This window comes from Bradyrhizobium sp. BTAi1 (assembly GCF_000015165.1).
In the GTDB taxonomy this organism is placed as follows: domain Bacteria; phylum Pseudomonadota; class Alphaproteobacteria; order Rhizobiales; family Xanthobacteraceae; genus Bradyrhizobium; species Bradyrhizobium denitrificans.
Window position 1 is genome coordinate 6318394 of the sequence record NC_009485.1, and the last position, 19347, is coordinate 6337740.

The window sequence follows — 19347 nt, forward strand, 5'->3', positions numbered from 1 at the left end:
CCACGACGTGACGATGGTGCGCCGCCACGTCGGAGCAGTCGAGGCAACGAGCCTCCTTCTCCCCTCCCTTCCCCCGCCGTTGACATCAGATGATCCAACCCGCCATGGTGTTGACGAGGGTTGTTTTGGTCAGCATCTGATTACGAGCCATTGATCCCCGCTCCAGAGTGGATGTCAGCTGCTGTGTGAGGCCGGAGGGAGCCGCGTTGACTGACACGACGCCGCAATTGGACGATGCCGCGTTCCGTCCGATCGACCGGGCGAAGCTGCTGGAGCCAGCCCCGTCCTCGCATCCCCCGCGCATCCTGCTGCTCTATGGATCGCTGCGGCAGCGTTCGTTCAGCCGGCTGCTCACCGAGGAGGCCGCGCGCATTCTCGCCCGTTATGGCGTGGAGACGCGGAGCTTCGATCCGCACGGATTGCCCCTGGTCGACGAGTCCGGGCCCGATCATCAGAAGGTTCAGGAGCTCATGCAGCTCGTGACCTGGTGCGAGGGCATGGTGTGGTGCTCGCCCGAGCGGCACGGGGCGATGACCGGCGTGATGAAGACCCAGATCGACTGGATTCCGCTGTCGGTGGGAGCCGTCAGGCCGACGCAGGGCAAGACGCTGGCGGTGATGCAGGTCAGCGGCGGCTCGCAGTCGTTCAACGCCGTCAACCAACTGCGCGTGCTCGGCCGCTGGATGCGGCTGATCACCATCCCGAACCAGTCGTCAGTCCCGAAGGCCTTCGCGGAGTTCGACGAGGCCGGGCGCATGAAGCCATCGGCCTATTATGATCGCCTCGTCGACGTGATGGAAGAGCTCGTCAAGTTCACGCTGCTGACACGCGACCGGGCCGACTATCTGGTCGACCGCTACTCCGAGCGCAAGGAAAGCGCCGAGGCGCTCTCGCAACGGGTCAATCAGAGGTCGATCTGATCGGTCCTGGAGCAGATCCGGAAAGATGGCTTCCCGCCATCAGGCCGCTTGCTGCTGCTTCTCCCCGCCGATCCGCGCGACGGTGGCCGAGGGCAGCAGCAGGAGCGCGGCAACGCTGGCCACGGCGCAGGCCGAGGCCGCCACCAGGAACATCCGGGCATAGTCAGGCGCTCCTCCCGAGAGACCCAGAACGGCGCCGAGCGTCGCGATCCCGATCGCGAAGCCGGCCTGGCGCATGATCACCGTGACCGCCACCGCCATGCCGGCCTGATCAGCCGGCACCAGCGCAACGACCGCCCCCGACAATTGCGGATGCGCCAGCGCGGCGCCCACTCCCATCGCGCCCATGGCGACGCGCACCAGCCATGCTCGGAACGTCGGATCTGATGTGGCGAGCGCGCCGACGAACAGCAGATTGCCGACAGCCGTGATGGCGAGCGCGACGCTGAAATGCCGTCGCCAGCCCCACCAGTTGACCAGCCTGGCACCGAATGGCGGCACCACGAGCATCGGGAATGTCGCCATGAGCATCGCCAATCCACATTCGGCCGCGTTCCAGCCGAATGTCGCAGCGAAAAAGTTCGGCAGATAGACCAGGACGGCCCAATAGCCGAGCGACACCGAATTCAGCAGCAGCGCGACCGCAATCATCGCGCGGTTGACGAAGATCGCGGGATCAAAGATCGGCTGCGGCCGGCGCCGCTGCTGCCACAGGAAGGCCCCCAGAAGCAGCACGGCCAGGACAATTCCGAGGACCAGATCTGCGCCGCCGCGCGCGTGCAACAGCGCGGCGATCAGCATGCAGAGCGCTGCGCTCAGAAGCCCCATGCCGAGGTAGTCGAGCGGACGTTGCGGCAACTTGCGCATTTCGGGCACGAGCCTGGGAATGCTCCAGGCGGCCAGCAGGCACGCCGGCAGATTGGCGGCGAAGATCCAGCGCCAACCGACCCACGTGGAGATGCCGCCGCCGATGCTCGGTCCGAGCGCCATGGCAACGCCAGAGACCACGCCGAGCCAGCCCAACGCCCGCGTGCGCGCGCCCGGCGCCGGATAGAGCGCGGCGATCAGCGCGACGCCGCCGGTCATCACAAAGGCCGCTCCCAATCCCTGCAAGGCGCGTGCGAGCCCGAGGGTCAAGCCATCCCCCGCCAGCGCGCACGCCAGCGATGCCGCCGCGAAGACGAGATTGCCGGCCAGCATCGCACGGCGACGGCCCATGCTGTCGGCAAGACTGCCCGCAACCAGGAGCGCCGCCGTGAAGGCGAGGCTGTAAGCGTCCATCACCCAGGCCTGGCCGGCGATCCCGAGCCCCAGCCCGTCCGCGATCGCGGGCAAGGCGACGACCACGGCGGTCACGTCGAAATTGGTGAGGAAGGCGGCCAAGCTCAAGGCGAGCGCCGGCCACATCGACGTGACCGTCTCCAGTTCGGACGGCGATGACACTGAACGGGCGTTAGGCACTGAGCGCACTCCAACGTGACGAGCGACGCCCTCAGAAATGACCGTCGCGCCTGTTCACGTCAGCATGAATTTCATTCATACTATCATCATGCGATCTCTTCCGCCTTTCGATGGGCTCGTGGCCTTTGAAGCTGCGGCCCGCCACCGCAGCATCACATTGGCGGCGACCGAACTCGGACTGACACAGAGCGCGGTGAGCCACCGGCTGCGCAAGCTCGAGACCTATCTCGGCGCCAAGCTGTTCAACCACCGCAGCGGGACTGGGCTGTCGCCGACGACGGCCGGCGCCTCGCTGCTCACCGAGACCGTGGGCCTGCTCGACGAACTGGCGATGCTGCGTGCGCGCTACCGTGCCGCCGCACAGCCCGCAGTCTTGAAGGTCGGGGTGGGCGCGGCCCTGTCGCATTATTGGCTGGTGCGGAGATTGCCCGGCTTTCTGGCGCGACACGGCGATGTCGGCGTCGAGCTCTTTGTCGCGGAAAGCGAAGCCCAAGCGCGGGCGGCCGATGTCGACCTTCAGGTGCTGTGGCTGCCGAAGACAGTGGCACGCGCAAGCTCGACGCAACGGGTGCTGTTCCGGGAGCGTGTCTTCCCCGTCGCCATGCCGCGCCTGTTGCCACGCAGCCGCGCCCTGCACAACGTCCGCGATCTCGCAAACTATCCGATCATTCACAAGGGGCGCGCTGGCCGCGACGACGGCGCGGAATGGTCATGGCCGGCATGGTTCGAGCGGCTCGGCCTCGGCGCGGCAGCGCCGGGCGGCATGCGGGTCGACACGATCAGCCTGGCGCTGGCCGCAGCGATCGCGGGCGCGGGCGTGGCACTGGGACGATCACTGCTGGTGCACGACGCGCTGGCCGACCGGCGCTTGACTCGCGTGCTGGCAGCTGAATGGGATATGCCGTCCAGCAAAGTCCATGTCGTGCGCTGGCCCGCCGTGCTGAGCGCGGACCCGCGCGTCAAACTGTTCACGGGCTGGCTGGCCGGCGAGGCGGCGCTGCTGTCGGAAAGTGATTGAGGTCCAGGCCCTTTGAGATCCAGGCCCTGCCCCAGCGGAGACTTGCGTGAACAGCATCATCTTGCGGTCAGCCAATGAAGGCGATGCGCCGATCCAGGAGCCAGACAGCCGCGACCGATATTATGAGAGGCGCCAACTGACGAACCTGTCCCGAACCACTCCATGCAGGCTCGGGCACGGCTTTCCCACTGCGGCAGCGCGCGTGCCGATCACCGTCATTGCGAGGGCCATATGCGACGACGCAATCCAGAGCCGCTCATTGAACTCTGGATTGCGCCGCTCGCCCGCAATGACGGCGGCGAGGCCGCCTCTTACTGCAGGCTGAGCGCCACGAAGCGGAGTTCGCCGTCGGCGTTGGAGACCAAAAGCAGCACCGACTTCTTGCCGTCCTTCTTGAGCTGGTCGACCCGCTTCTTAATATCGGCGCCGGAGGTCACGGCCTCCTGCGCAACCTCGACGATGACGTCGCCGGCCGACAGGCGCTTCTCGGCGGCATCGGAGCCCTGGTCGACGCCGGTGACGATGACGCCCTTGACGCTGTCCTTGATCTTGTAGCGCGTGCGCAGATCCTTCGACAGCGCGGCGAGATCGAGCCCGAGCGCCTTCTGCGTCTGGGGCTTCTCGGCCGGCTCGTCCTTCTTGATCGCCGCCTGCTGCACTTTCTCGTTGTCCTCGAGCCGGCCGAGCTTGACCTTGAGCGTCTGCTCCTGGCCCTTGCGGATGACGATGACATCGACTTCCTTGCCGACCGCGGTGTCGGCGACGATCCGCGACAGGTCCTTCGGCTCCTTGATGTCATGACCGTCGAACTTGACGACCACGTCGCCCGGCTCGATGCCCGCCGGCTTGGCCGGTCCCTTGTCGTCGACGCCTGCGACCAGCGCGCCGCGCGCCGGCTTGATGTTGAGGCTCTCCGCGATCTCGTCGGTGACGCCCTGGATGCGCACACCAAGCCAGCCGCGGCGCAGTTCGCCGAACTGGCGCAGCTGGTCGACGACGCCGGCCACCGTCTTCGACGGCACCGCGAAGCCGATGCCGATCGAGCCGCCCGACGGCGAGATGATCAGGGTGTTGACGCCGATGACCTCGCCGTCGAGGTTGAACAGCGGACCGCCGGAATTGCCGCGATTGATCGCGGCGTCGGTCTGGATGTAGCTGTCATAGGGCCCCGACGAGATGTCGCGGTTCTTGGCCGAGACGATGCCCGCGGTGACGGTGCCGCCGAGGCTGAACGGGTTGCCGATCGCGACCACCCAGTCGCCCAGCCGAAGCTTGTCGGAATCGCCGAACTTCACCACGGTCAGCGGCCGCGGCGGCTTGAACTTGAGCACCGCGAGGTCCGTCTTCTTGTCGACGCCGACCAGCTCGGCCTTGATCTTGGTGCCGTCGTTCATGATCACGTTGATCTCGTCAGCATCGGCGATGACGTGGTTGTTGGTGACGACCACGCCGGAATCGTCGACGATGAAGCCCGAGCCCAGCGAATTGGTGCGGCGTGGCGAGTTGTCGGCCCCGCCCCGGCCGCCTGGGCCGCCGCGGCGGTTCTTGAAGAAGTCGTCGAAGAACTCCTCGAACGGCGAGCCCGGCGGCACCTGCGGATTGGCGCCGCGCCCCTCTCCGCCGCCCTTGGCCTCGACGGTCTGCGAGGTCGAGATGTTGACCACCGCGTCGATCACCTTTTCGGCGACGTCGGCAATCCCCTCGGGCCCCCGTGCCGAAGCCGGCGCCGGCGCGAGCGCCCAGCCGACGGCGAAAACCGCCGCGGTCACGATCGGGCGCAAGCGGCTGAGAGCAAGGGTTGCGGTCATCGGGCGGATCTCCAAAAGGACAGAAAATTCAGTCGGTACAGTGCGCCGGAACCGGCCGAGGACGCAAGCACGCCGGCTCGGAGCGCCGAATTCATCATTGAAGGCGACCTAATACGGCAAAATGGCGCAGCCATCGCCTCACAATGGCGTTGGCCGGGCGGAAGGCAACGGGCGCCATCGTAATGGCCGCAATCGTCCGGGGTTCCTGCCGGGTCGATCATACGGCGGCGCGGGCGCCGCCGGGTTCAGATCGGGCGCCGGATGACCCAGATCAGCACCAGCCCGGCCACCGCGGACCCGATTCCAACCGCGCGCAGCACGTTGTCGGGCGTGGTCATCGCCGTCTTCATGGCCCGCCGCATCCACTCCGGACTTGCCGCGAACATCAGACCCTCGAGCACGAACAGGATACCTAATCCGATGAGGAAATCGGAAAACGCAATGGACCTCATCGGACCCGGACCTCCCATTCGACCTTCTTGATATCAGACGGGGCGAAGCAACGGCTTCGCCCCGTCTCTGTCAACTCTTATTCACCGGGATCGACCGCCCGATGACATCAGGGTTTGGGCGCCTGCGCCGCGGCCGCCGTCGCGCCGGCCGGAGACGGCGTGTCCGATCCCGCCTTGCCCGAGGGATTGGCGAAATAGCGGAAGAACTCCGAATCGGGCCGCAGCAGGAAGCGGGTCTCGCCGGACTTCAGCCCGTTCTCATAGGCCGACATCGAGCGGTAGAAGGCGAAGAAGTCGGGATCCTTGCCATAGGCCTCAGCGAACAGCCGGTTGCGCTCGGCATCGCCGGCGCCGCGGGTCTGCTCCGCCTGCGAATTGGCCTCGGCCACGATCACCGTCGCCTCACGGTCGGCCTTGGACCTGATCTCCTGCGCCTTCTGGCCGCCGAGGGCCCGGAACTCCTCGGCCTCGCGCTGCCGTTCAGTCTTCATCCGATTGTAGACCGCCTGGCTGTTGGCCTCCGGCAGATCGGCACGACGGATGCGGACATCGACGACCTGAATGCCATAGGCATCGGCCTCCTTGTCGAGCTGATCGCGGATCTTGCGCATCAGCCCTTCGCGTTCGTCGCGCACCACCTGGGTGAAGGTGACCTCGCCGAGCACGCGGCGGAGCGAGGCGTTGAGCAAGGTGCCAAGCTGAACATTGGCGGTCTGGATCGAGCCGACGCTCTGGTAGAACTGCAGCGCGTTCTTGATCCGGTAGCGCGCGAAGGCATCGACCACGAGCCGCTTCTGGTCGAAGGCGATCACCTCCTGCGACGGATTCTCCAGGTCGAGAATGCGCTTGTCGATCGAGATCACGTTGTCGATGAATGGCGCCTTGAAGTTCAAGCCGGGCTCAGTGACGACATCGACCGGCTTGCCGAAGCGCACGACGAGCGCCTGCTCGGTCTGCTGCACGGTGAACAGCGAACTGTAGCCGATGACGACGAGGGCCAGCGCCACGACCAGCGCGACGATGCCTGCGACGGGGGACCTCATCGGACGCCTCCCTGCTGGGTCGCGGGGCCCTGACTTTGGCCTTGGCGGCGCGGCGCGAGATCGCCGAGCGGCAGCAACGGCACGGGGCCGCCGGACGGGCCGCCGTCGAGCACGAGCTTCTCGGAGCCGGAGAGCACGCGCTCCATCGTCTCGAGATAAATGCGTTCGCGGGTCACGTTCGGGGCCTTCTTGTACTCGTCATAGACCTTGATGAAACGCGCGCTCTGACCCTTGGCCTCGGCGATCGCCTGCTCCTTGTAGCCTTCGGCGACCTGCAGGATCTGCGCGGCGCGGCCGCGCGCATCCGGCACCACCTTGTTGGCGTAGGTCTGCGCCTCGTTCTGCAGCCGCTCGAGGTCGGCACGGGCCGCCTGAACGTCGCGGAACGCCTCGATCACCTGCGCCGGTGGGTCGACCTTCTGCATCTGCACCTGGGTGATCTGGATGCCCGAGCCATAATTATCGAGCGTCTTCTGCATCAGCTCCTGCACGTTCTGCTCGATCACGGTGCGGGCGCCGGTGAGGATCGGCTGAATGTTGGAACGGCCGATCACCTCGCGCATCGCGCTTTCGGCCACGGCCTTCACCGTGCCCTCAGGGTTCTGGATGTTGAACAGGAAGTCGGCAGCGCCCTTCGGCTTGATGCGCCACAGCACCGTGACGTCGACATCGACGATGTTCTCGTCGCCGGTCAGCATCAGGCTTTCCTCGGGAACATCGCGGCCGCCACGGCCACGCCGGCCCGGATCGTCATTGGCGGTGATGCCGATGGAGATCGAATTGACGCGCAGCGCCTTCGGCAGCAGCACGGTCTCGATCGGATAGGGCAAATGGTAGCGCAGGCCGGGTTGCTCATCACGGACATATTTGCCGAAGCGCAGCACGACGCCGAGCTCTTCGGACTGCACCCTGTAGAAGCCGGACAGGAGCCAGATCGCGATCGCGCCGACCACGACCAGGAGCACGCCGACGGCGCCGAAGCCGCCCCCCGGAATGAACTGCTGAAGCCGGTCCTGACCGCGCCGCAGAAGATCTTCGAGGTCCGGTGGCCTTGGACCGACCGGTTGCGGTCCCGAGCCCCAGGGCCCCTTCGGACCCGGACCCCAAGGGCCTCCGCCCTGATTCTTCCACGCCATCGATCGATCTCCTCCGAGAGGCTCATGGTGCACAAACGCCGGCCCCGACGGTGGCCGGTTTATAAGGGACGGCCCGGTCCCTTACAATGTAGCGCTCCAGCTAAGCCCGAACCGGGTTTTGTCAATGTAAACAGCGGCCGAAGCGCTGGTTTGCCGCGGTCAGGGCGGCCTGGAGCGGCCCAACGACGCGAACTTCATCATTAACGGATGGTCTTGAGATGACGGGACGGCGTCAGGCGGCCGTCAGCGCTCACCGCTTCCGGCGATAGGTCACATAGGAGAAGTCGGCCTGATCGTCCGGTCCCGACGCATGGCGCTCGCGCGCCACCTGCTCCCACCGAGCCGGATCGACGGCCGGAAACAGCGTATCGCCCGGCGGGCTCATATGCACCTCGGTGATCTCCAGACGGTCGGCCAGCGGCATCGTCGCGGCATAGATCTCCGCCCCGCCGATGATGGCGATTTCCGCGGCCGAACGCCGCAGCGCGTCACCGCGGGCGATCGTGAGCGCCTCACCGACCGAGTGGGTCACGATGGCGCCGGGCGCGTGGAACGCGGCATCGCGGGTGACGATGATGTTGGTGCGGCCCGGCAGCGGCCGGCGCGGAAACGAGATGAACGTCTTGCGGCCCATGACAATGGGCCGTCCCATCGTCATCGCCTTGAAGCGCTGCATGTCGCTCTTCTGCCGCCACGGAATCGCACCCGCGGCACCGATCACGCCATTCTCGGCCATTGCGACGATGAGCACGATCTCGATCATGGCGCCCGCTCCGCAAGCTGCACCAGCGCCGTGCCCGTCACCTTGCACAGGGTCCAGTCATCCAGCAGCTCGGCGCCGAGCGACTTGTAGAACGTGATCGAGGGCGCGTTCCAGTCGAGCACCGACCATTGCAGCCGCGCCCAATTGCGCGCGATACAGCGGCGCGCCAGATGGCCGAGCAGCGCCTGGCCGATGCCGTTGCGGCGGAAGGCGGGCCGCACGAACAAATCTTCGAGATAGATGCCGGGACGGCCTGCGAAGGTGGAGAAGTTGACAAACCAGACCGCGAAGCCGGCGACCTCGCCGTTCCACTCCGCGATGTCGCAGAACAGCGTGGGATTCTCACAGAACAGTGCGGCGGCAATGTCCGCTTCGGTCGCCACGACCTCGTGCGACAGCTTCTCGTAGTCGGCGAGTTCCCGGATCAGGGCAAAGACCACGCCGATGTCAGCCGGCCCGGCGCCGCGAATGACCAGCGACATCAGCTACACCGCCACCTCGGCCTTGATGTGCGGATGCGGGTCGTAGCCGGCGAGCGCGAAATCCTCGTAGCGGAAGGCGAAGATGTCCTTGACGTCGGGATTGAGCGTCATCGTGGGCAGCGACCGCGGCGCACGGGTCAATTGCAGTCGCGCCTGTTCGACGTGGTTGGAGTAGAGATGGACGTCGCCGAAGGAGTGTACGAACTCGCCTGGCTTCAGGCCGGTCACCTGCGCCACCATCATCGTCAGCAGCGCATAGGAGGCGATGTTGAAGGGGACGCCGAGGAAGACATCAGCCGAGCGCTGATAGAGCTGGCACGACAGCTTGCCATTGACGACGTAGAACTGGAACAAACAGTGGCACGGCGGCAACGCCATCTTCTCGACATCGGCCGGATTCCACGCCGTGACGATGAGCCGGCGCGAATCCGGATTGCGCTTGATCATGTCGATCACATTGGCGATCTGGTCGATATGGCCGCCGTCGGGCGTCGGCCAGGAGCGCCATTGATAGCCGTAGACCGGGCCAAGATCGCCATTGGCATCCGCCCACTCGTCCCAGATCGTGACCCCGTGGTCGTGCAGATATTTGATGTTGGTGTCGCCCCTCAGGAACCACAGCAGCTCGTGCACGATCGCCTTGAGCGGCAGCCGCTTGGTGGTGACGAGGGGAAAGCCGGCGCCCAGATTGAACCGCATCTGATGGCCGAACACCGACAGCGTGCCGGTGCCGGTGCGGTCGTGCTTCTCCGCGCCGTCGGACAGGATGCGCTCGAGCAGGTCGTGATATTGGTGCATGGCCGATGCTTGCCGTTAAAACGCAAGCTGTAGCGGAGGAGATTTCCTCCGGACACAAGATTCAGGCGATTATACCCAGGAAGCTGGCCGCTGTCGAAGCCGCGCAGGCGCGGGAACCCAGGTTCCCGCCCGCCTCCCGGATTCCCGCTACCCCTCCACGAAGACCTCGTCGCGCTTGCGCCGCAGCGCCGGAAGCACGGCCAGGACGAGGAGCGCGGCCGCGATCGCCAGCAGCGCGGCCGACAGCGGGCGCGTGATGAAGACCGACCAGTCGCCGCGCGAGATCTGCAGCGTCCGGCGCAGATTCTCCTCCATCAGCGTCCCCAGCACCATGCCGAGCAGCAGCGGCGCGGGCTCGAAATCATGCTTGATCAGCCAGTAACCGAACAGGCCGAAGGCGCCGGCCAGGATCACGTCGACCGGGGCATTGTTGATCGAATAAATGCCGATGGCACAGAACACCACGATCGAAGGAAACATCAGCCGGTAGGGCACACGCAGCAGCCGCACCCAGATGCCCACCAGCGGCAGGTTGATGATGATCAGCATCAGATTGCCGATCCACATTGATGCGATCATGCCCCAGACCAGGTCGGGCTGCTTCTGCATCACCTGTGGTCCGGGCTGAATGCCGTGGATGGTCATGGCCCCGACCATCAGCGCCATCACCGCATTCGGCGGGATGCCGAGCGTCAGCAGCGGAATGAACGAGGTCTGCGCCGCCGCATTATTGGCGCTTTCCGGCGCGGCCACACCCGCGATAGCGCCGCGGCCGAAGCGGGACGGATCGCGCGCGATCTTCTTCTCGAACGTATAGGCGGCGAAGGAGGCGATCACGGCGCCGCCTCCCGGCAGGATGCCGAGGATCGAACCGAGTATCGTGCCGCGGAAGATCGCCGGCGCCGATTCGGCGAGGTCCTTGCGGGTCGGCATCAATCCCGTGATTTTCTGCTGCACCAGCTCCCGATCGGATTCGGCGCCGCTGTCGAGGTTGCGGATGATCTCGGCAAAGCCAAACACGCCCATGGCGACCGTGGCGAAGCCCAGGCCATCGGCGAGCTCAGGGATATTGAACGACATGCGTGAGGCGCCGGTCTCGAGGTCGGCGCCGACCATCGACAGCAACAGGCCGAGCGCGATCATCGCCACCGCCTTGAGCACGCTGCCCTTGGCGAGCACCACCGCAAAAATCAGGCCCAGCACCATCAGCGAAAAATATTCGGCCGGCCCGAACAGCAGCGCCAGCCTGGTCAGGGGCGCGCCGAGCACGGCGATCAGCACGGTGGCCGCGCAGCCGGCGACGAACGAGCCGATGGCCGCGATCGACAAAGCCGGCCCTGCCCGCCCCTGCTTGGCCATCTGGAAACCGTCCAGTGTGGTGACGACCGATGTCGCCTCGCCCGGGATGTTGACCAGGATCGATGTGGTCGAACCGCCATATTGGGCGCCATAATAGATGCCGGCGAGCATGATCAGGGCGCCGACCGGCGGCAGGCCGAAGGTGATCGGCAGCAGCATCGCGACGGTCGCGATGGTGCCGATGCCCGGAAGCACCCCGACCAACGTGCCGACCAGCGCGCCGACCAGGCAGAGCAGCAAATTGATCGGGCTCAAGGCGACGGCAAAGCCATGTGCGAGGTTTTGGAACAGATCGAGCATGCCGGCCTCACTGCACCAGAAGACGTGGAAACAACGGCATCGGCAGCCCGAGCACGTAAGGAAACAACAGCGCGCAGCCCAGGGTCAGGACGACGCCCACGATGAGCGTCTCGCCCCAGCGCGTTTCGGATGTACCGAGCGCGGCGATCAGGAAGCTCGCGAGCGCCGCGACGATCAGCCCCAGGGGGCGGATCGCCACGGCAAAGCTCAGGATCGCGAGCGACACGAATAACGGCCCACGCCAGTGATAGATCTGGAGCGACGGCCCCTCGGTCACCAGGCCGATCACGGCGACGGCAGCCCCCATGCCCAGCAGCAGCACGCCGAGCATGCGCGGCGCGGTACCCGGACCGAAGGTGAAGCCCCGCATGCCCGACAGGTCGCTTGCAGCCCACAGAGCGAACAAGGCGATCGCCATCAGTACGACGCCGCCGAAATAGTCCTGCGGCGCGCGCGGCCGGACCAGCCAGGTGAACAGCGCGATCGCCATCAACGGATAGGTGTAGATCAGCACGAGCAGCGCATCGGATCGCAGCGTGATCTTGCCGCCCTCCGCCCATTGGCGAACGAGTGCCGGCAGCGATTCGACAAGGGCTGCGCCATGCGCCGACATGACCTGCAGCGGAGACCGCACCGCGAGTGCGGCAATCTGGCCCGCGAGCGCCATCGCAAGCTCGACGAGTTGCGGCGCAAAGGCGAGGAGCAGGATGATCAATGCGCCGATTGCGTTGCGTGCGGCCGGCGTATTCGCCGCATTATCCGACAACTGGCCCGTGGTGTCGGCCATGCCTCGCCCTCCCCCGATCGACCTTGCCGGCCGACATTGTTCTCGTTTGCGGATCCGAAGCGATCCGGACCCGCTTTGTTTGCCTAGCGGCTTTCCCTAGAGAAGGCCAGCGAAACCAAGGCAGCCTCCCGCGGCCAACAGCCAGAGCGGATTGAGCCGTGTCATCGATGCGACGAGGGCGGCGATGACGGTCAGTACGAAGCCTGGCCACGTCCGGTCGGAGGCCAGGCCGAGGATCCATGCGCTCGCGGCCATCAGACCGATCGACAGCGGCACCAATGCGGCCTGCAGCACGCCGGACCAGCGCGCCTCTCGCGCATTCGCCAGCCAGCGGCTGACGAAATAGGAAAGAACGGCCGTAGGGCCGCACATCGCGATGGTCGCGACCGCAGCGCCAGCGACGCCTGCGACCGAATAGCCGATCAGGGCGACGATCAGAACGTTGGGTCCGGGCGACAATTGCGACAGCGCGAAGGCGTCGGCGAACTGCTTGTCGGTCATCCAGTGCCGGACATCGACCGCAACACGATGCAATTCGGGAATCGCGGCAACAGCGCCGCCAATTGCAAACAGCGAGATCAGCGCAAACGTCCAGAACAGCTGGAAGATCGGATTGTCGTCGCCGCTCATCGCGCCCATCGCATCTTGGCATAGGCCACGGCAAGGCTGAGCGGCACGGCGACCAGCAGCACCTCCGCCAACGGCAGCCGGGCGAGCCCGATGGCGATGAACACCGCGAGCATGACGGCGAGGCCGAGCACGTCGCTCTTCTTCAAGAGCGGCGACATCATCCGAAACACCACCGAAGCCAGCAGGCCCACAGCCACGCAGGACACCCCGGCCAGTGCCTGTCGCAGCGCGTCGATCTGCCCGAAATGGCCGTAGAGCGCCGCCAAGGCGGTGACCAAGAACAGCGGCGGGCCGAGCAGGCCGGCGAAGGCCGCAAGGCCTCCGGCCACGCCGCGCAGACGCGCACCGAAGACCATCGCGAGGTTGACGATGTTGGGCCCGGGCAGGAAATGGCACAGCGCGAACGTCTCGTTGAACTCCTCGGCCGTCATCCAGCGGTGCTCGTCGACAATCGCGCGGCGCGCGAACACCAGCACGCCGCCGAACCCCGACAGCGACATTTTCGCAAAAGCGAAGAAGAGCGTACGAAGACTGGGCGGATCTTTGGCGATGTCGGCGCCAGGCGAGGCCGCCGACGCAATTCGGTTAGCCATGCCGCACTGTAAGAGGATGAAAACGGGCCTGCCAAGATCGAACCAGGGGTTCCCTGCAACAGCCCACATTTTTGTCGCACGACGCCGCCCGCAGGGTCTGTGCATCCACCGCCGAGCGGCCTATATAGGGGGTGCCGGCTTGCCGGCTATGGAAATAAATCGCCGTCGAAATAAACCATTCGGACCCGGGGGCGGTACCCGGCGCCTCCACCAAAGTCCGCCTTGGAGACATCTCGGATGTCGGGCTTCGGCGGGGGCGAAATAGGATCGACGAGGGCGTAAAGGGCGAGCTTTTTCCCGGTATTGTTCCGCCGTTATCGGGCTACTGCAATAGTTGCCAACGACAACTTTGCTCCGGTTGCTCAGGCTGCGTAACGCAGTTTGAAAGACCACCTTAAAGTCCTAACGGGTTAAGCTCCGTTAGGCGGGGTTCGGAGGCACCTGGCAACAGAAGCCTCCACTTTACCTTGATCTCACTACCTTGAATCCCATTGAGTTTCACTTTGTCGCGGTTCACTGCCTTGTATTGAGCTGCCTTTCCTGTTCATTCCTTTCCGTCCGGGCTTTCGCCGTTTGGGGCACCGCCCTATGTCAGATGGAACCGGCTTGGTTGCTGACCCCGGCGCAGAGGCGCGGTACGATGGTTGACGACGAGTCGGGAACGCTGCTTTTCGAGTGGGCGCGGCAGCCCGGCACAAGCGGGCGGGCGCGCCCCGCGACGATACAGGACCGAACATGGCGACGGATCATATTCGATACGATGTGTTGGCGCGCGACGCGCTGCGCGGGGTGCTGCGCCGGGTTTTGAGCGATGCCGCCGCCCATGGGCTTCCCGGCGAGCACCATTTCTTCATCACCTTCGTGTCCAAGGCCGAAGGCGTGAAGCTCTCGCCGCGGCTGCTGGCGCAGTATCCGGAGGAGATGACGATCATCTTGCAGCACCAGTTCTGGGATCTGGTGGTGACCGAGGATCGCTTCGAGGTCGGACTGTCGTTCGGCGGCATTCCGGAACGGCTGGTCGTGCCGTTCCACGCCATCAAGAGCTTCTTCGATCCTTCGGTGCAGTTCGGGCTGCAATTCGAGCCGTCCGAGGCCATTGCCGAGACGCCCGCCAGCCCGAAGCTTCCGGCCGCGCCTGCCCCTGCCGCGCTGGCACCGGCTCCGGTCGCCGCAGCCAGCGCGGCGGATGACCAGCCGGAGCCGCCCGCTCCCTCCGGAGAAGGCGCGGAGGTCGTTCGCCTCGACCGCTTCCGTAAGAAGTAGGCGCATTCGTCGCGCACGGAACGGCGGATCACGCCATAGATTGAAGCATGCTTGAACCGGAACAGTCCGGTTCGCGACCAATCATGGGCATGCTTCATGACGAATTCAGCTAATTCATTATCAGATCGGCCGACGCGCACCGAGACCGACAGCCTTGGCCCGATCGAGGTCGCAGCCGACCGCTACTGGGGCGCTCAGACCGAACGCAGTCGGCAGAATTTTCGGATCGGAAACGACCGGATGCCGATGGGCCTCGTGCGTGCCCTGGCGCTGGTGAAGCGCGCTGCGGCACAGACGAACCGCGAGCTCGGACTTCTGGAGCCACGGACGGCGGAGGCGATCATCAGCGCAGCCCAGGAGGTCATCGACGGCAAGCTCGACGACCATTTCCCGCTGGTCGTCTGGCAGACCGGCTCCGGCACTCAGACCAATATGAACCTCAATGAGGTGATCGCAAACCGCGCCAGTGAGCTGCTGGGCGGCCAGCTCGGGACCAAAAAGCCCGTGCACCCGAACGATCACGTCAACATGAGCCAGTCGTCGAACGATGCGTTTCCGACTGCGATGCATATTGCGGCGGCGCAGGCCATTGCCGGCCACCTGCTGCCGGCCCTCTCGGAGCTGCTGGCGGCTTTGCGCGCCCGGCAGGAGGCGTTCTCCGGCATCGTCAAGATCGGCCGGACCCATACCCAGGATGCGACGCCGCTGACGCTCGGACAGGAGTTTTCCGGCTATGCGGCTCAAGTCGAGAGCGCCATCGCCCGGATCGAGACCGCCGCCCGCGATCTGCTGCCGCTGGCCCAGGGCGGCACGGCGGTGGGCACCGGGCTGAACGCCGCTCCCGAGTTCGCCACGCTGTTCGCCCGACACGTCGCGGACATCGTCGGACTGCCCTTCACCAGTGCCGTGAACAAGTTCGAAGCTTTGGCGTCGAACGACGCCTATGTCTATGTGCACGGCGCAATCAATGCCGCCGCCGCCGGCCTGTTCAAGATCGCCAACGATATTCGCCTGCTGGGGTCCGGCCCGCGTTCGGGGCTGGGCGAACTGATTCTGCCCGAGAACGAGCCCGGCTCCTCCATCATGCCAGGCAAGATAAATCCGACTCAGTGCGAAGCACTAACGATGGTATGCTGCCAAGTGTTCGGTAATCACACCGCTATTACGATCGCCGGCAGCCAAGGTCATTTCGAACTGAACGTCTACAAACCATTACTCACACATTGCACGATGCAATCCATACAATTACTAGGTGATTCCGCTCGTTCATTCAGCGAACACTGCGTGGCTGGAATTCGCGCCGATGAGAAGCGGATTCGCGAGCTAATGGAACGTTCGTTGATGCTGGTGACCGCGCTGGCGCCGAAGATCGGCTACGACAACGCCGCCAAGGTGGCGAAGACAGCGCATCAGAACGGCACCACCTTGAAAGAAGAAGCGACGCGGCTCGGCTTCGTATCCGAAGATGAATTTGATGCTCTGGTCCAGCCTGAGAAGATGACCAGGCCCGGGAGATCATGACGGTAGTACCGTAGTACTACGGGGGGTGATGCAATTCTCGCCGTTAACCCCTAAAGGATACTCTCGACTACAAGTTCTGCTGCGTTTGGTGAAATACTTGCCCCGCTCGCAACGAAGCGATTGGCGACGAACTATCAGGGAGCGATGACGTGATCGTCCGAATAACGCCTTGGCTCATCTGCGCGACGGGGCTCGTCCCGCCGCAAGGTTCGACAGCTTACTGATCGGAGTGAAAATGGGGGACGTCATCAATCTGAAGCGTTTCAAGAAGCGCGTCGAGCGCGATCAGGCGGCGCAAGCAGCTGACACCAACCGCGCACGCTATGGCAGGACGAAGTCCGAACGCGCAACTGACGCTCAACGCGACAAGCGCGCGAATGAATTACTCGATCAACATCGTATCAATGGCGAGGACGCGTGATGAAGTCGCCCGTCGTAAAACGTTCAATCGTGGTTGCTGGTCACAAGACCAGCGTCAGCCTCGAAGAGGCGTTCTGGAACGGAATGAAGGAGATTTCGGGTCTCCGTAACATGACCCTGTCCGAACTGGTCGGAGAGATCGACAGCAATCGCCAGCAGGGCAACCTGTCGTCGGCAATCCGGCTGTTCGTGCTCGATCACTTCAAGAACCGCGCAGCCGGCACCCCGGCGGGCGAGCCGAAGGCAACGGTGGACAGCCGGCATACGGCCTCTGCCGCGGCTCCTTGAGGCAGATCAGAGGGCGGTTCGCCCGGCCTGTTTAAAATCGCTCTAAGATGCAGCGGCATTTCGCATGCCGCGCTTGACCTCTTGGCACGCGATTGAAAATACAGGCTATGAGCGAAATCTGCGATACACGGCCGCCTCAGCCGCTCGGCTTGGCCCGGCGGGGCTATACTGGAACGATCCAGCACCTCGCCGCTGGCGGCGCGAGTTCGTCTCTCTCGGACATCGAGCTCGAGAGCCGTCTCATCGAGCTCGGCTTTGTCGAGGGCGCCCGCGTCGAAATCCTGCATGAGGGGATCGTCGGGCGCGACCCGATCGCCGTGCGCGTGGATAACATCACTGTCGCGGTCCGCCGGCGCGAAGCCATGGCCGTCATCGTGGCGTAACAAGCCGCGCGGAAGGCGTTGCCCATGGAAAGCCCCTTGCTGCATTTGGCCCTGGTGGGTACGCCCAACAGTGGCAAGACCTCGCTGTTCAACGCCCTGACGGGAAGCCGTCAGAAGGTCGCGAATTATCCCGGGGTCACGGTCGAGCGCAAAGAGGGCGCCTTTGTCACCCCGCAGGGCCGTCAGATCTCGCTGGTTGACCTGCCGGGCACCTATTCCCTGCGCGGCCGCAGCCCGGACGAGGAGATCACGCGCGATTTCGTGCTTGGACGCGCCACCGGCGAAGTCCTGCCCGACCTCGTGCTGTGCGTGGCCGATTCCACCAATCTCCGATTGACGATCCGGCTCCTGCTCGAGCTCAAGAGCACCGGGCGCCCGCTGGCGCTCGTGCTGAACATGTTCGACATCGCCAAGCGGCGCGGCGTGACGGTCGACGTTGCCGGTCTGTCGCAGGCGCTGGGCGTTCCAGTCGTCACCTCGATCGCGGTCCGCAAGGGCGGGACCGACGACCTCCTGCGGCTGACCGACCAATTGCTGGCCCAGGCGGCCGACGCCGCCGGCGATCGCGCCAATACCTGGCGCCCTCTCACCGTGCCGGAGCTGCGTGCCACCCAGCGCGAGGCCGATCGGATCATCGCGGCCACCGTCAGCCTGCCCGAGCGTCCCGACACCTGGACGGCTCGGATCGATTCGGTGGCACTGCATCCGGTCGGCGGTCTGCTCGTTCTGCTGGTCATTCTCTTCGTCATGTTCCAGGCGGTGTTCGCCTGGGCGCAACCGTTGATGCAAGTGCTGTCGGCCTCGTTCGACGCGCTCGGCCAGCTCGTTCACGACCAACTGCCCGAAGGCCTGCTGCAGAGCTTCCTGCAGAACGGCGTGATTTCCGGCGTCGGCAGCGTCATCGTCTTCCTGCCGCAGATCATCATCATCTTCCTGTTCATCCTGCTGCTGGAAGATTTCGGCTACATGGCCCGCGCCGCGTTCCTGATGGACCGCATCATGGGCGGCGCCGGGCTGCATGGCCGCGCCTTCATCCCCCTGCTCTCAAGCTTCGCCTGCGCCATTCCCGGCATCATGGCGACGCGCGTGATCGACAACAGGCGCGACCGGCTCACCACGATTCTGATCGCGCCGCTGATGACCTGCTCGGCGCGCATCCCGGTCTATACGCTGATCATCTCGGCCTTCATCCCGCCGACCAAAGTGTGGGGCTTGATCAACCTGCAGGGCCTCGTGATGTTCGGGCTCTACGCCGCGGGGATCGTGAGCGCGCTCGCGGTGTCGTTCCTGATCAAGTTCTTCATGATGCGCGACTATCAGCCGGCGCCGTTCATGCTGGAGCTGCCGGACTACAAGATGCCGCGGCTGCGCGGCATCGCGATCGGCATCTACACCCGCGCCAAGATGTTCCTGCAGCGGGCCGGTACCACGATCTTTGCGATGATGGTGCTGATCTGGTTCCTGGCCTCGTTCCCCCAGCCCCCGGAGGGCGCCACCGAGCCGGCGATCAATTACAGCCTGGCGGCCATGATCGGCCAGGCCATCGCGCCCCTGCTCACCCCGGTCGGCTTCAACTGGCAGATTGCGGTCGCGCTGGTGCCCGGCATGGCCGCCCGCGAGGTCGCTGTGGCGGCGCTCGGTACGGTCTATGCGATCGAAGGCGGCAAGGAGGCGGCCGAGCAGATCGGACAGGTGCTGGCGAGCAAATGGAGCCTCGCCACCGCGCTGGCCCTGCTCGCCTGGTACATCTTCGCTCCGCAATGCGCCTCGACGCTCGCCGTCATCCGCCGCGAGACCGGCAGCTGGCGGTGGATGGCCGTGACCTTCTTCTACATGTTCGCGCTCGCCTATGCGGCGGCCTTCGCAACCTACCACATCGCGGTCGCAATGGGCGCGGGCTGACCTTGTCCCGCGCCCGCCGC

At 65.1% G+C, this 19347-nt stretch carries 20 protein-coding genes and 1 other RNA gene; 9 read left to right on the forward strand and 12 right to left on the reverse strand.

The annotated features are described in order from the left end of the window. Positions 1–206: 206 nt before the first annotated feature. Entirely contained in the window at positions 207–920 is a 714-nt protein-coding gene (gene arsH, locus BBTA_RS28490) for an arsenical resistance protein ArsH (protein WP_012045969.1), read from the forward strand. Positions 921–959: 39 nt separating this feature from the next. Here the strand turns inward: arsH and BBTA_RS28495 are convergent, their stop codons facing one another. Then, positions 960–2381: an MFS transporter gene (locus tag BBTA_RS28495; RefSeq protein ID WP_012045970.1), complete on the reverse strand. Its 1422-nt coding sequence runs from the start codon at positions 2379–2381 to the stop codon at positions 960–962. A gap of 118 nt (positions 2382–2499) precedes the next feature. Between BBTA_RS28495 and BBTA_RS28500 the strand changes: the two genes are divergently transcribed. Then, positions 2500–3399 (forward strand): LysR substrate-binding domain-containing protein, encoded by a 900-nt coding sequence (locus BBTA_RS28500; protein WP_244424178.1) that lies wholly within the window; start codon positions 2500–2502, stop codon positions 3397–3399. A 311-nt stretch (positions 3400–3710) separates the two neighbouring features. On the opposite strand, the gene BBTA_RS28505 is transcribed toward BBTA_RS28500, so the two are convergent. From BBTA_RS28505 to BBTA_RS28555, 11 genes are all read right to left on the reverse strand, one after another. Next, complete coding sequence (locus BBTA_RS28505) at positions 3711–5207, reverse strand: Do family serine endopeptidase (RefSeq protein WP_012045972.1); 1497 nt, start codon at positions 5205–5207, stop codon at positions 3711–3713. Between the two features lie 245 nt (positions 5208–5452). After that, positions 5453–5659 carry a DUF2065 domain-containing protein gene (locus tag BBTA_RS28510; protein WP_008960820.1) on the reverse strand — a complete coding sequence of 69 codons (207 nt, stop codon included), beginning with the start codon at positions 5657–5659 and terminating at the stop codon, positions 5453–5455. Positions 5660–5766: 107 nt separating this feature from the next. Continuing rightward, on the reverse strand, positions 5767–6702 hold the full coding sequence (hflC, locus tag BBTA_RS28515; RefSeq protein ID WP_012045973.1) for a protease modulator HflC: 936 nt from the start codon (positions 6700–6702) through the stop codon (positions 5767–5769). Beyond that, on the reverse strand, positions 6699–7838 hold the full coding sequence (gene hflK / locus BBTA_RS28520) for an FtsH protease activity modulator HflK (protein ID WP_012045974.1): 1140 nt from the start codon (positions 7836–7838) through the stop codon (positions 6699–6701). Before hflK ends, hflC begins: the two co-directional genes overlap by 4 nt. A 250-nt stretch (positions 7839–8088) precedes the next feature. Further along, on the reverse strand, positions 8089–8601 hold the full coding sequence (locus BBTA_RS28525; RefSeq protein ID WP_012045975.1) for a dihydrofolate reductase: 513 nt from the start codon (positions 8599–8601) through the stop codon (positions 8089–8091). Continuing rightward, the gene (locus BBTA_RS28530) at positions 8598–9083 is read right to left on the reverse strand and encodes a GNAT family N-acetyltransferase (RefSeq protein WP_012045976.1); all 486 of its coding nucleotides are present in this window, start codon (positions 9081–9083) and stop codon (positions 8598–8600) included. Before BBTA_RS28530 ends, BBTA_RS28525 begins: the two co-directional genes overlap by 4 nt. Before the next feature lie 3 nt (positions 9084–9086). Further along, complete coding sequence (locus BBTA_RS28535) at positions 9087–9881, reverse strand: thymidylate synthase (RefSeq protein ID WP_012045977.1); 795 nt, start codon at positions 9879–9881, stop codon at positions 9087–9089. 147 nt (positions 9882–10028) lie between these two features. Next, the gene (locus BBTA_RS28540) at positions 10029–11540 is read right to left on the reverse strand and encodes a tripartite tricarboxylate transporter permease (protein WP_012045978.1); all 1512 of its coding nucleotides are present in this window, start codon (positions 11538–11540) and stop codon (positions 10029–10031) included. 7 nt (positions 11541–11547) lie between these two features. Then, the gene (locus BBTA_RS28545; RefSeq protein WP_012045979.1) at positions 11548–12327 is read right to left on the reverse strand and encodes a tripartite tricarboxylate transporter TctB family protein; all 780 of its coding nucleotides are present in this window, start codon (positions 12325–12327) and stop codon (positions 11548–11550) included. 96 nt (positions 12328–12423) lie between these two features. After that, positions 12424–12957, reverse strand: a complete 534-nt coding sequence (locus tag BBTA_RS28550; RefSeq protein WP_012045980.1) for a chromate transporter — start codon at positions 12955–12957, stop codon at positions 12424–12426. Next, the gene (locus BBTA_RS28555; RefSeq protein ID WP_012045981.1) at positions 12954–13550 is read right to left on the reverse strand and encodes a chromate transporter; all 597 of its coding nucleotides are present in this window, start codon (positions 13548–13550) and stop codon (positions 12954–12956) included. Before BBTA_RS28555 ends, BBTA_RS28550 begins: the two co-directional genes overlap by 4 nt. A 94-nt stretch (positions 13551–13644) precedes the next feature. Here BBTA_RS28555 and ssrA point away from each other — a divergent pair. The 7 genes from ssrA to BBTA_RS28585 all read left to right on the forward strand — a co-directional run bounded on the left by ssrA (position 13645) and on the right by BBTA_RS28585 (position 19327). Next, positions 13645–14012, forward strand: a transfer-messenger RNA (tmRNA) gene (gene ssrA, locus BBTA_RS38500). 273 nt (positions 14013–14285) lie between these two features. Then, positions 14286–14813 carry an SspB family protein gene (locus tag BBTA_RS28560; protein ID WP_012045982.1) on the forward strand — a complete coding sequence of 176 codons (528 nt, stop codon included), beginning with the start codon at positions 14286–14288 and terminating at the stop codon, positions 14811–14813. Positions 14814–14909: 96 nt separating this feature from the next. Then, on the forward strand, positions 14910–16334 hold the full coding sequence (fumC, locus tag BBTA_RS28565; protein WP_012045983.1) for a class II fumarate hydratase: 1425 nt from the start codon (positions 14910–14912) through the stop codon (positions 16332–16334). Positions 16335–16569: 235 nt separating this feature from the next. Next, the gene (locus tag BBTA_RS28570) at positions 16570–16755 is read left to right on the forward strand and encodes a DUF4169 family protein (RefSeq protein ID WP_012045984.1); all 186 of its coding nucleotides are present in this window, start codon (positions 16570–16572) and stop codon (positions 16753–16755) included. After that, positions 16755–17042 carry a ribbon-helix-helix domain-containing protein gene (locus tag BBTA_RS28575; RefSeq protein WP_012045985.1) on the forward strand — a complete coding sequence of 96 codons (288 nt, stop codon included), beginning with the start codon at positions 16755–16757 and terminating at the stop codon, positions 17040–17042. The genes BBTA_RS28570 and BBTA_RS28575 overlap by 1 nt, the downstream gene beginning before the upstream one ends. Positions 17043–17149: 107 nt before the next feature. Further along, positions 17150–17425 (forward strand): FeoA domain-containing protein, encoded by a 276-nt coding sequence (locus BBTA_RS28580; protein WP_012045986.1) that lies wholly within the window; start codon positions 17150–17152, stop codon positions 17423–17425. Between the two features lie 24 nt (positions 17426–17449). Further along, on the forward strand, positions 17450–19327 hold the full coding sequence (locus tag BBTA_RS28585; RefSeq protein ID WP_012045987.1) for a ferrous iron transporter B: 1878 nt from the start codon (positions 17450–17452) through the stop codon (positions 19325–19327). The last annotated feature ends 20 nt before the right edge of the window (positions 19328–19347 follow it).

Bases quoted from the DNA above. Each gene is read 5' to 3' on its own strand.
- BBTA_RS28505 (WP_012045972.1), bottom strand. From the start codon at position 5,207: ATGACCGCAACCCTTGCTCTCAGCCGCTTGCGCCCGATCGTGACCGCG.
- BBTA_RS28510 (WP_008960820.1), bottom strand. From the start codon at position 5,659: ATGAGGTCCATTGCGTTTTCCGATTTCCTCATCGGATTAGGTATCCTG.
- hflC (WP_012045973.1), bottom strand. From the start codon at position 6,702: ATGAGGTCCCCCGTCGCAGGCATCGTCGCGCTGGTCGTGGCGCTGGCC.
- hflK (WP_012045974.1), bottom strand. From the start codon at position 7,838: ATGGCGTGGAAGAATCAGGGCGGAGGCCCTTGGGGTCCGGGTCCGAAG.
- BBTA_RS28525 (WP_012045975.1), bottom strand. From the start codon at position 8,601: ATGATCGAGATCGTGCTCATCGTCGCAATGGCCGAGAATGGCGTGATC.
- BBTA_RS28530 (WP_012045976.1), bottom strand. From the start codon at position 9,083: ATGTCGCTGGTCATTCGCGGCGCCGGGCCGGCTGACATCGGCGTGGTC.
- BBTA_RS28535 (WP_012045977.1), bottom strand. From the start codon at position 9,881: ATGCACCAATATCACGACCTGCTCGAGCGCATCCTGTCCGACGGCGCG.
- BBTA_RS28540 (WP_012045978.1), bottom strand. From the start codon at position 11,540: ATGCTCGATCTGTTCCAAAACCTCGCACATGGCTTTGCCGTCGCCTTG.
- BBTA_RS28545 (WP_012045979.1), bottom strand. From the start codon at position 12,327: ATGGCCGACACCACGGGCCAGTTGTCGGATAATGCGGCGAATACGCCG.
- BBTA_RS28550 (WP_012045980.1), bottom strand. From the start codon at position 12,957: ATGAGCGGCGACGACAATCCGATCTTCCAGCTGTTCTGGACGTTTGCG.
- BBTA_RS28555 (WP_012045981.1), bottom strand. From the start codon at position 13,550: ATGGCTAACCGAATTGCGTCGGCGGCCTCGCCTGGCGCCGACATCGCC.
- BBTA_RS28560 (WP_012045982.1), top strand. From the start codon at position 14,286: ATGGCGACGGATCATATTCGATACGATGTGTTGGCGCGCGACGCGCTG.
- fumC (WP_012045983.1), top strand. From the start codon at position 14,910: ATGACGAATTCAGCTAATTCATTATCAGATCGGCCGACGCGCACCGAG.
- BBTA_RS28570 (WP_012045984.1), top strand. From the start codon at position 16,570: ATGGGGGACGTCATCAATCTGAAGCGTTTCAAGAAGCGCGTCGAGCGC.
- BBTA_RS28575 (WP_012045985.1), top strand. From the start codon at position 16,755: ATGAAGTCGCCCGTCGTAAAACGTTCAATCGTGGTTGCTGGTCACAAG.
- BBTA_RS28580 (WP_012045986.1), top strand. From the start codon at position 17,150: ATGAGCGAAATCTGCGATACACGGCCGCCTCAGCCGCTCGGCTTGGCC.
- BBTA_RS28585 (WP_012045987.1), top strand. From the start codon at position 17,450: ATGGAAAGCCCCTTGCTGCATTTGGCCCTGGTGGGTACGCCCAACAGT.